The sequence below is a fragment of the Marinobacter sp. F3R11 genome, assembly GCF_003318275.1.
Taxonomy (GTDB): Bacteria; Pseudomonadota; Gammaproteobacteria; order Pseudomonadales; family Oleiphilaceae; genus Marinobacter.
In genome coordinates, this window is sequence record NZ_QOCH01000002.1 from 1 (window position 1) to 12,078 (window position 12,078).

Annotated in this window: 7 protein-coding genes and 3 pseudogenes; all 10 read right to left on the minus strand. The window is 45.6% G+C overall.

Annotated features, from left to right (window positions below; all coding sequences use genetic code 11):
• A pseudogene (locus tag DS878_RS15550) lies at positions 1-92 on the minus strand (aromatic acid decarboxylase); the annotation flags it as partial.
• Between the two features lie 500 nt (positions 93-592).
• Positions 593-1,680, minus strand: a pseudogene (locus DS878_RS00035) (IS3 family transposase).
• Between the two features lie 498 nt (positions 1,681-2,178).
• Positions 2,179-3,453 carry a Vi polysaccharide biosynthesis UDP-N-acetylglucosamine C-6 dehydrogenase TviB gene (gene tviB / locus DS878_RS00040; RefSeq protein ID WP_113813903.1) on the minus strand — a complete coding sequence of 425 codons (1,275 nt, stop codon included), beginning with the start codon at positions 3,451-3,453 and terminating at the stop codon, positions 2,179-2,181.
• Positions 3,454-3,481: 28 nt separating this feature from the next.
• Positions 3,482-4,642, minus strand: a complete 1,161-nt coding sequence (locus DS878_RS00045; protein ID WP_113813904.1) for an alpha-hydroxy acid oxidase — start codon at positions 4,640-4,642, stop codon at positions 3,482-3,484.
• 34 nt (positions 4,643-4,676) lie between these two features.
• A complete protein-coding gene (locus DS878_RS00050) occupies positions 4,677-5,135 on the minus strand; it encodes a hypothetical protein (protein ID WP_148707051.1) in 459 nt (152 codons plus the stop codon).
• A gap of 29 nt (positions 5,136-5,164) precedes the next feature.
• The gene (locus DS878_RS00055; protein ID WP_113813906.1) at positions 5,165-6,241 is read right to left on the minus strand and encodes a branched-chain amino acid aminotransferase; all 1,077 of its coding nucleotides are present in this window, start codon (positions 6,239-6,241) and stop codon (positions 5,165-5,167) included.
• A gap of 41 nt (positions 6,242-6,282) precedes the next feature.
• On the minus strand, positions 6,283-7,128 hold the full coding sequence (locus DS878_RS15700; RefSeq protein WP_113813907.1) for an alpha/beta hydrolase: 846 nt from the start codon (positions 7,126-7,128) through the stop codon (positions 6,283-6,285).
• Positions 7,125-9,230, minus strand: a complete 2,106-nt coding sequence (locus tag DS878_RS00065) for a glycosyltransferase family A protein (protein WP_222837409.1) — start codon at positions 9,228-9,230, stop codon at positions 7,125-7,127. Before DS878_RS00065 ends, DS878_RS15700 begins: the two co-directional genes overlap by 4 nt.
• Before the next feature lie 18 nt (positions 9,231-9,248).
• Positions 9,249-10,445 (minus strand): benzoate/H(+) symporter BenE family transporter, encoded by a 1,197-nt coding sequence (locus DS878_RS00070; RefSeq protein WP_113813908.1) that lies wholly within the window; start codon positions 10,443-10,445, stop codon positions 9,249-9,251.
• Between the two features lie 1,178 nt (positions 10,446-11,623).
• Positions 11,624-12,078 (minus strand): annotated as a pseudogene (locus tag DS878_RS00075) (acyl-CoA dehydrogenase family protein); the annotation flags it as partial.

Genomic DNA, 12,078 nt, shown 5'->3' on the forward strand with positions numbered 1-12,078 from the left:
ATTTTCTGCATCGCCGCCGGTGTCCCTGGCAGCTTCAGATCCGTTTCCGTCGCAATGACGAGCTGCGCTGCCTTACTGACCATTACGTTAACAGAGTGGCGGCGATTTTTGCGCGAGAATAAGGCTTTACTCTGCCAGAGATGATTTGATCAAGATAACGATCAATTCGTTCAATTGCAGCGGCGCTCCTGACTTTCCTGGCACAGGGCTGATCGTCATGGAGTATTTCTCCGTCAACGACTCGTAATTCCCGTTCTGGGTCCAGCTCTCTGCGAGACCATTGGACCTTAGATCGACTCCGTTTGTTTGATTCGATGATGTCGGATGCGCTCATCCGCTTCATCAGAACATCTGCCCAAGATACCTTCAGTTTACCAAAAACGCGCTGAACACTTTTTAAAGCTGGTTTCGTTTCCCCCGTCATCCAGCGCTCCACACAATGCCTGTCCATTTTCAGAAATTCAGCAAATCGCGGGATTCCTTCAGTCGAGAACATATAGGCAATTTGCCGTAATATGGACTCAAGGCTTTCAGTTTCAGCTAGAGTTTGATCGGTAATCCCCCCATTTTAAGAGGGCATCAAAAGTAGAGTTCAGGCCACCATGGCCAGTTTTTGTTGTGGGGTAATGCCTCCGAGGGCCATGTTGGGCCGTTCATTATTGTAAGTCCATAGCCACTGCGTTGCATATTCCTGAACCTCTTCAATCGAGTGGAATAGGTATTGGGCCAGCCAGTCATAACGTACGGTGCGGTTGTAACGCTCGATATACGCATTCTGCTGCGGGTTGCCGGGCTGGATAAAGACCAGCGTAATATCGTGCCTCTTAGCCTAGGCAGCCAAGGTGGCGCTGATGTATTCCGGGCCATTGTCGCAGCGAATTTGCATGGGCTTTCCCCGCCATTCGATGATCGGGTCCAAAGCCCGGATAACACGCTCAGAGGGCAGTGACAGGTCTATCTCAATCCCAAGACCTTCCCGGTTGTAATCGTCAATCACATTGAGCAGCCGGTAACTTCGGCCATCCTCTAACTGGTCGTGCATGAAGTCCATGGACCAGCTGGTGTTGATGGTCGTGGGCACCGACAATGGCTCGGGTTTCTCACGCACCAGCCGCTTACGAGGCTTGATACGCAGGTTCAGCTCCAGTTCCCGGGAGATTCGGTAAACGCGTTTGTGGTTCCAGGGATATCCCTTTACGTTGCGCAGGTACAGAAAACACAGACCAAAACCCCAGTTTCTCTGGTTATGGGTTAAGCGCACCAACAGATCCGCGATCTCGGCATTTTCACTACTGAGCTTAGCCCGGTAGCGATAGCAGAACTCACTGACACTGAAGACCTCGCAGGCTTGGCGAATGCTACAACGAGCAGCGGCAACGGCTTTGTGCGCCATCTCGCGGCGGAGAGATGGCTTTACCACTTTCCCTCAAGAGCTTCCTTTCGCAACTCAGACTTGAGCCGTTCTTCGGCATACATCTTCTTCAGCCGCCGGTTCTCATCCTCAAGCTCTTTCATACGCTTGATCCTGGAGGTATCCATGCCGCCAAATTTGGCTCGCCACTTATAAAAGCTGGCACTGCTCATGCCGTGCTCGCGGCATAACTCAGGAACGGGTACGCCGTTTTCGGGTTGCTTCAGGATCGCCATGATCTGGCTATCAGAAAAACGTGATTTCTTCATACAGAATCTCCCTGCGTTTAGCTTACGGAAAATTCTACTTTTGAGCACCTCGGTTTTTCGGGGGGATTACCTGTCTTTGAGATCGAGAAAGAACGGATTTCGGTCTTTCTCAGGGGAGAATAACGGGGGGCAGAAGATGTAATGCGAATGTTCGCTTTTGTTTAGCTGAGCTCCGAGAGGACTCTGGTCGCAAAGCGGACATTCAAGGTGGGCGATCCACACTGGCATTTCCGGCTATTTGAGATCACAGTAGGAATCCACCTCGCCGTTCCCAACTCCATTGGACATTCCAAGACTAAGTGAGGCCTTGTAGGGGTTGCCACGAACGGCGAACACTACATCCCAGAATTCAAAGGCGAAGTAGTACAGAAAATGCAGGAACGCGGCTATATCCCGCGCTCCTTTTTCAACCGGATATTACTTATCACTCATATTTTGATTTAAGATTTAAAATTTCTCACTATTTTTTCAATTAACATTACTTAAAAAAATATAACTCTATAAGCGGCCATCCACTTGGCCCTGTGGCAATATATTTTTTATATCAAACAACACGTGATTGGCTCGCCCAAGCCCACGGATGTCATTGATGTCAATTTTTCGGAATTCATCATGGGCAACGCAAACTACAATTGCATCGTAAGCATTCGAGTTCAGAACTTTAACAGGACAAACCCCATATTCTATTTTAGCCTCTTCATGATCAATATAAGGATCAAAAATGTCAACTACTGCATCCTTATCTTCAAACTCTCTAACGATATCAATAACACGCGTATTTCGAATATCCGGGCAATTTTCCTTAAACGAAAAACCCATTACAAGGATCCTGCTATTTGATACTTGAACACCTTTTTTTATCATGAGATCAACTATTTTATTAGCAACAAATTTTCCCATTGAGTCATTTATTCGTCGGCCAGCCAAGACAACCTCCGGATGGTGCCCCACTGATTGCGCTTTATGAGTCAGATAGTAAGGATCTACGCCAATGCAATGACCACCAACTAAGCCTGGGCGGAAATCGAGAAAATTCCACTTAGTGTTTGCTGCCGCCAACACATCACTTGTATCTATATTAAGCAAGTCGAAAAGAACAGCCAATTCATTAATTAACGCAATGTTTATATCTCGCTGAGTATTTTCAATAACCTTTGCTGCTTCAGCAACTCTTATAGAAGCCGCCCTGAATGTACCAGCGGCAATTATCGATTTATACATTTCGTCTATTACTAAACTAGACTCATAATTAGACCCTGACGTTACTTTAACAATATTTTTCAATCGCCTTTCTTTATCGCCAGGATTAATTCTCTCGGGGCTGTAACCACAGTAGAAATCTACGTTTATCGAGAGCCTAGATTCCTTCTCTAAAATCGGAATGCATTCCTCTTCCGTAGCGCCCGGATAAACAGTCGATTCGTACACAACAATGTCACCGGGCGAAAGCAACTTTCCAATCATTTTACTAGCCGCAACTAAGGGTGACAAATCTGGACGCTTAAACTCATCTATTGGCGTCGGAACGGTGATAATATAAACGTTGCATTTCGCTAGATCTTCGGATTCGCAGGTAAACCTTAATCTGCTCGCCGCCTTCAATTCTAGAAAATTAACCTCATTTGTTAAGTCAACCCCTTTTCTCAGCTGCGCTACGCGGTCTGAATTGATATCAAAACCAAAAGTCTCGACCTTTTCTCCAAAGGCCACAGCGAGAGGCAAACCAACATAACCAAGGCCTACAACACCTATTTTATATTCAGAAAAGTCCATTTTTAATTTGTCCTGTTACTAGAGAAGATCAATTTCGTCCATGGAGATTAAAGGTCGATAACTCAGAAAGATCTGAGCACCCTAGCTGAGTCATCGAGGCAATGATCTGATCATTCATCAATTTAAGTAGGGGATCTGCTATCTTTGGTCCCCAACCGGATATCGCCATATAGGGGAGCCTTCCCGCAAATACCAGATCAGTGCCATGCGAGAGATAACGCGTCACATCAATGCCCGAGCGAACTCCTCCGTCCACAAATACTTTAACTGATTTTGAAACATTACCAGTAATTTCCCTAAGTACGGACATTGTTGAAGGGGCCGCATCCAATTGCCGCCCGCCATGATTAGAAATATAAATTGCATCAACCCCAATCTCGCAAACTTGGGGGACGACGAGCGGATTGGTTATGCCCTTAATTACTAAATTTCCTGGCCATTCATCTCGAAATCTTTTAAGGTCCTCGAGCCCAATTGGCCAAATACAATTTTCTGCTATATAATTTTGTCCATCGGAAAATCGGCTGCTCCTTGCGTATTTTTCTATGTTTGGTAAACGAAGTCGCCCGCCTTTAATTTGTTGGATGATCCAACGAGGGTACTTATAAAGAGCTAGAGGTCGGCGCCAGCCGGCCGCCAATGATTCTTGCCGAGCGAAGTTTTCTCGCCATTGAAAAGCAGGCACATCGATCGTTAAAACTAACGTTTCAATGCCTCTCCCTTGCAACCTACCTAACAAGTCAATCCGATCACTCTTGTTCCGAGTTGGGTACAGCTGGAACCATAATTTAGGCCCTAGGATATCTGCCAAGGCTTCGAATGGAGTGGTCGATGGAGTTGCAGTACAAAAGGGCTGATTATGCTTTTTGCAAGCAGAGGCCAATGCGATTTCCGCTTCAGGACAAAATATCGACGGCGCGCCCACTGGCGCCACTCCAAGGGGCGAATCATAGACCTGCCCAAAGACGGTTTTTTTTGAATTAACTCCAGTACTCTCTTCTACCAAATTAGGCGCTAATACTGTTTCATCGAGATCTCTTCTATTTCTTTGCAAGCAGACATTTTCTCCGATTCCGAAGGACAGATATTCGAATGCAAACTTCGGAAGACGACGACGTGCATTTTTTTCAAAGTCCTTCCATCCAGCGGCACCGGCAGGAAGGCCTTTATTTATTTTTCTTGGTGACAATTAACTTCGTCCTTTAAAAACTATTTTAGCAATATCAAGTAATTTCCCGGCCCCGCGCGAAAATACGAATGCTCCCACTTTGAGATGCAATTGCGGTATAGCGTACTTCCGGAATCAAAGAAGAAAAATATGCGGTATAGCCTCGACTACCACTGAAGTTAAATATTGACACATCGGGTAATAGCTTTTCATCAATGGACGGAGAAAGAAACGCACAAAACTGAATTGCGTTTAATTTTGCATCAAGGATATGAAATCCATCATGGTATGGTGACGACTTTAAACTGATCTCCTTCAACGCCTCGAACACCGGTCTTTTATAATAAATTTCCGGCAAAGAGATCATAGGAAAATTAGCAATCGTCTCACCCTCTTCAAGGATGACAAGACCTGTTCCTGAGAAGCTGGAGCTACTCTCTTCGATAACCCTCGAGAGGCCCTCTCTGAGCTGGGAAAGAGTTCCATTATCTCCAATCTGTTTCTCGTCAGGCATACTGAACGCGAGCTCGGTGCAATACAAATTCATGCTTCGAACTCTAACGTTTCAGTCCATCCATAGGGATCGCTTGTGGATCCGTTCTGCAATGATGTGATTGTGTCGAACAGCCACGCTGCCGTTGATGATTTTAGCTCTGGAAGTTTGTACTTTCTATCTTCGAATTCGATGGTATCAACAGGCGCTACTACTGTTGCTGTTCCGGTAAGGAATACCTCTTGGACCTGATCGTTTTCAATTGCTCTTGTTAGTTCATTGATTTCAATTTCTCTTTCCAGAACTTCAAATCCTTGGTCCCTTAACAAGGTGATAACAGATTCTCTCGTAATGCCCGGTAATATCCGACCGTTTAGTGGGGGTGTCGCCAAGGTATTACCGTATCTAACGAATACATTCGTAATGCCGGCTTCTTCGATAAATTTACAGGCTTCACCACCCAACCAAAGAATATTGTTGTATCCAGATTCTTGTTCTTGCTCTAAAGAGCGTAAGGTCTTACCGTAATTTCCTGCCGTTTTCGCATCGCTAACATCAGCGAGCGCAGAGCGTGATCTTTTCCGGGATGCGGTGAGCTTGTAACCAGGTAGGTCTGGATTGTAGTAGCTGGGCACCGGCGTCAAAATGATATAAAAGAGATACTGTTCAGCGGCTCTAACGCCCAGAGCAGGTTCGGTAGCGATCATGACCGGCCGAGCGTAAAGAGAGAAGCCTTTTCTGTCTGGGACCCAGCGCGAGTCGATTTCAACCAGTTTTTTTAACCCGTCTAGAAACAAATCCTCAGGCAATTCTGGCATCGCCATTTTCGCTGCTGACGCATTCAGTCGCTGGGCATTTTTCTGAGGCCGGAACAATCCTATATGGCCATCCTTTCTACGGAATATTTTCAGTCCCTCAAAGATGGATTGGGCGTAATGAAATACTAAAGCGGTAGGTTCTAGCGCAATTTTTTGATATGGGATAACTCTCGGGTTGTGCCAGCCGGTTTGGGACGTGTAATTGACCATAAACATATGGTCAGAAATATGCGAACCAAACTGAAGTTCGTGATATTCAGGTAGGGACTTAGGCGTAGATGTTGGCTCTACGATGATATGATAAGTCATGGTGGATTCCTTCCTTTGAAAACCCAAAAAAGATCGCTGAGTTAAGCCAAGACTGGAGCATCTTTAATCCATCGAACACACTCATTCGCCCATTCAAAACGAACGCCAGATCGCATGTCTTGTGCTAATCCGAGTGCATGCGGTCCTTTAGGGTAGAGGTGAAGCTCAACTGGAACACTGTGTTTCCTTAGCTGCCAAAAAAACTCTAGCGAGTTGAGGTCGGACACCTCAATATCTTCACTTGTGTGCCAAATGAACGCACGACAATGATCTGAAGAAACATGCTCTACAGGCGAAGACATATGTCTCGCGGTCAAATCCTCACTCAAAACCCCTAAAAAATTTTCCCTCGTCTCACGATGCGCAATTGGATCATTGAGTGATAAGACGCCATAACAATAGACCGCGAACGCGGGTCGCCATGAGGGCTCAGTTGTTCCTAATAAATGACTCTCTCGAATAACGCGCTCCGCCAAACCCGTTGAGATCATGGCTGCCAAGTGGCCACCTGCCGACGTCCCTATCAGTCCAATTTGGTCCCACTGTAAGCCCCATCGCGCGGCGTTTTCTTGCAACCTTCTAACCGCTGCAAATACGTCGTTACACATCTCCTGACCACGAGCCCCTTCCGTCCCGAGTCGGAAATGAACCACCGCGACGGCTATTCCATGACTTGCGAAAAAGTGGCCGTATTGCTCACCCGATTTTGGCGATAAAAAGCTGTACCCCCCCCCAGGAAGAGCCAAAACACTTTGGCCAGTGGCCACCTCCGGGGGCGGAAGAAATACTTCCATGTGGGGCTCGCGCCCCCCACCTAGTCCGAATTGACTTTCGGAAGAATAAAGCGGGATACTGACTCGAGTAACGCTTGACCTGTCGCCTCTCATTGTTCGCGCATTACCTCTTTAATATTCAGGACCTGCCCTCTCTCATGATCGATAACAAATTCCGGCGAAGCCCACACCTCGTTTGGATCAATGTCAGGCCTGTTTTCCGACAAAGCATTCCGACAGGTGGTTAAACCTGTGAGCAGCCAGTCGTACAGATGAGCCTCCAGATGATGATCGTTGAAGTAGGAGGTCAAAGTACGCGTATAGAACTCCATCATCGGCTTCCAAAACATGATAAGAATATCTTCAGACAATTCTTCACAGCGCTCTCGAAACTTCTCGAATGGAAGTTGGTTAAGCTTCAAAAGCTCATCATTAGTAACGATTAGAAGCTGAATGCTTGTCCATGTGGAATCATCAAAAATAACCTTGAAGCTCTTATTAGCGACTGTTTCCCTGTCTGACGCATTCGCTCTCGCGTAATACCCAATAAAATTTTGGAGCATCCAACGAAAAGGAAAGATAATTCGCTCTGGAAATGCGATCTGCTCGAAGAAGCTATCGCCATAATCTCTTACTTCTGCTTCAACTTGGTCCTGAATAGACGTCATGTGCAAATAAAGACCGCTAGCACGCTCTAATCCTCTACTCCGGGTGTGGCCATAGAAGACACTTTGGTCATTGGCAAAATTGCGAATCATTTTTGCCAACCGATCGACTTCTGTTTCTGTATAAGCCTTCGAAGACCCCAGTACGGTCTGGCCACCGAAAGACTGAATCACACGTCCAGATTGATAGTCAGTACCAGTGACCCGTTCCATGTTGGGTCTCGATAGTTGATGTTGACCACCTACCGCAAAGCTCCAAGCACGGAATATTTTTAGCGCATCACTCGTGTCAGGAAGAATCAATTCTTCACTGAGTCCCATTTTTTGGAATGACCATGTAAGAAAAAGATCATGTCCAATTAGAGCATGCCACTTCCATTTTTCATCTTTATTGATGACATTATTTTCCAGGGAAATAAGCGCTGTTTCATCTCCAGAGACTGCCGCTTGTTCCAGTGTGATCGTTCTGTCTTCGAACACATACGCCCGATTACCTTTCTCATCTTCAGCAACTCCGAACCGAAGCCCTGAATCAATAGACGCAACAAACGGAACAAATAGGCTATCATTGTTAAGGTCTACCCCCAGCATCACTCCTGGCTGACCCGCTTCGGAAAGAACCCTCCTGGCTGCTCGAGGAAAACGCCGTAAATCTTCAGCATTAGCAAGCGAATAAGGGGAAACGACGATCTTTTCTTTATTGTTATCGATAAACGAGTTTAACTGCGCCGGGCGGCGCGCGACATATCTCTTGAAAAAACGATGGCAAGCCGTAATTTTGTAGAGAAGAAATGGCATTACACCATCGACTTCTTGGTAACGGTCTAGGGTCTGTGCACTATCTGCAACAAGCTTTGGATGGTAAACAGTGTCGCCATCTGAAACCGCTATTCGAGCCCTTTGGAGTCTTGAATAATCCCCATCCGTTTCACACATTTCTGCAATAGTTGCCAAACAACGGTCGACACCATATCGAGCGGTACTTCCCCCTCCAGGAGTTTCCTGCTGAATATAGAACATCTTAATTTCAGTGCTGTTTTCACGTATAAGCTCTTTTACTATCTCGCTCGAACCATCTTTTGACATATTATCAGCGGCCACGATCACGATGCGCCGATGATTAATATCTTTTTGATTAAGAAGACTCTGAATCGTCGCCTTTATATGCGGGGCTTCATCCATAAACTTGATGACAAGAAAAATGTCACGGTTATCCTTGGTCAGCTCCTCAACATCTGGAAGGGGTTCACACTGAGAGGGTCCGAAATAGCTTTTACGACTTTCTAAATGAGAATCAACTATCTCTCTACAAATTCGATAAAAACCTTCAGAGTCTTCCGAATTTGCTTTAGAAGGATCGATTTCCTGTTTAATAAGTAATGCCCTTGCAAAGATAGCTTTTTTCGCCAACTCGAACTGTTTTGGATCGGGGTCTGGGACATCCGACGTATAGGCTAGTGAAACCAATTCACTATCGAGAATTTCTGATACGGGCCGCGAAGCATTCATGTGCACGGGCGACAAAGAGAGCATATTTTTTGCGTATTTCATCCTTGATTTTTCCTAATTTTAGATTTTATCTTTAGAAAATAGAGACAGTGCAAATCCAACAACAATTGCCCAAAAAGCGGAGCCGATTGATAAGATTGTGACGTCAGAAATGGCAACGCAAAACACTACTGTCGGTATTACGAAATCATGCTTGGCCGAATCAAAAGATGTTTTTAGAGATATCGCGATTGCTGATAGCAAAGACACACCAGCCAAAACATAGACAGCCTCTGAAGGAAGCGCCGCAAATAACAAAACAAACGAGGCGGCAAGTGTTCCAAAAATAATATATACGACTCCTGCCGTAATTGCTGCCCAGTACCTTTTATCTGGATCCTCATGAGCTTCCGGCCCTGCTACTATCCCGGCTATCATTGAAGAAGGATTTATATTATGACAGCAAAACGGCGCCACAATAATTGATGCGATACTTGCAACATTAACTACGAAATTGTTTTTTATTTTGTACCCGAAGCTGCGCATAACAGTCAGCCCAGGAAGGTATTGCCCCGTCAAAGCCAAAATTGTCAGCGGAATAGCAATGTTAATGATGGAGCTAATCGTAAAAGTTGGCTCCGTCAATATTGGAACAGCTATTTTCAGGGCGAGATCCGAAGAATTTACCTCACCTTGAGAGAAACACAGTATTATGCCAATGAGGAAAACACTTGCGACCGACCAACGAGGAGAAAATATACGAACCACGAAAAATGTCAAAATCATCGGCAAAGCTATCAAAGGGGCAGTTTGAACACTTCCAATAGCGTTTAATGCGAAAGGTAGCAAGATTCCGGCATTAAGAGCCGCAGCGACAGACATTGGTATTTTTTCGATAACTTTGTTGAATAGCCCCGTCAATCCAACAAACAATATCAGAACATTAGAAACGATAAATGCACCTATGGCTTCATCAAATGGCACACCCCTTAATCCAAGTACCAGAAAGGCAATACCTGGAGTAGACCATGCCATTATGATGGGCTGCCTCGTAACTATACTGGCAAAAATTGTTGTTACGCCCGACGCAATTGAATAAGCCCAGAGCCAAGACGTGACTTGCTCGTCGGTAAGACCTGCGCTTTGGGCAACTTGGAAAACAAGTATCGTTGGCCCTGCGTAGCCAACTATTATCGCAATGATGCCAGCAACAACAGCGCTAAATGAGACATCACTGACAATCGATCGTAGGTCAGATGGCTTTGAGGATAATTCCATATTAAATCTCTTTTAATGCCAAAATATATAATCACCTTGACAATTCTTACCGTGCATTGAGCCACCAAAATCCTTAAGACAGACTGGATCTGGCAACCATAACGCTAAATAGCATCTAGCAGATCAAAGTAGGTGGGCCAAACAAAAATCAACAAAATAAATTAAGTTTAGCTTTAATTATATTTGACCAGGAGACCAAAAAAAGAAAGGCAAATTTCGAGGGAGCGATCATAAAAATCCTTTTTTTTATAATAAGTACAACTTATCCATAAGTACCCATGATACTTCCATTCTAAGAAACTATTGTCAAGCTAAAATCGCGATAAATTTGTGACGAGAATCTCAACAAAAGTCATAACTTATTATCGACTTGGATTTTTTCTGCAAGAGCGATTTCGATCCTAAGATGCGACATACTTTAACGTTTCTAAGAGCAGGCACTGTCTACTCATTTCTATTCTGGTCTTCAATGTCATGTGGAGGGCATTGTTATTCTATGGTGGGACTAACATCCGATGTGCGGATCCAATTCACCGCCGCCTACACGGCGGTGAATTTTCACGCTGGACCTTCTCGGACAAAATGTGGTTGATGGACATACTCCACTCCGGTGGGGGCTCCTAGCGGATGGATACGGCATATGAGCACTTGGAACGAGAAGCCAAAAGAGCAGCGCCACAGGCATAGAAACGAGCCAATCTATTGAGAGGTGCGGTTCAATCGAATGCCCGCTTTTGTTTAAGGCCTGCTTTTTGAGCCCCCAGTATTCAGGAGCGTGCATCACCAAAATCTGGACGCTCACGCCAGACATCAGTTGCATCATTATTTACAGCGGGTTGGCTCTGTAGTGGAAAATTAATGCTTCAAAATTTAGAAAAGTTATGGGTAAAACCACAAACAGCGTTTAAATTATCCAAAGTGCTTCGCATCCTTCCCTGCTACACGCTAATCAAACGTCTCTAAAAGGCACTGGGAAAGATTTCTGTAGTCATAATCTATCCTCGCATAAACACCCGACGGCACTCCCTCGAACTCACGGCAACCATTTATCCTTGTTAGAGGTTGGGCCGTTGCTTTAGGGAAAGTGGGTTTCGGAGACCTTGATACGCCTGGCAATTTGTATGGTTTGGCAACGAGCGAGCCCCGGAAGCTGCCCCGGGCCTTTTGCAACTTGCGGCTTAAAATGCGCGTGCAACGATCTCCTTCATGATTTCGTTGGTTCCGCCATAAATACGCTGAACACGGGAGTCGGCCCAGGCACGGGCAATCGAGTACTCCCACATATAACCGTAGCCACCGTGCAACTAAACACACTCATCCATCACCCGACACTGCAGGTCCGTTGTGTATTGTTTCAGCATTGCAGCAGTTGGAATATCCAGTTTCTTATCAAGGTGAAGTTCCAGGCAGCGATCAGTGAACACCCTGGCGGCGGTAATATCTGCCTTCATCTCAGCCATTTTAAATCGGGTATTCTGGAACTTGATGACCGGTTTACCAAAAGCTTTGCGCTCTTTAACGTAGTCCAGCGTCCACTGCCAGGCGGCTTCGGCCGCAGCAATAGCAGTCAAGCCGATCTGCAATCGCTCAGCAGGGAGTTCCTGCATGAGCTGAAAGAAGCCCTGCCCTTCCA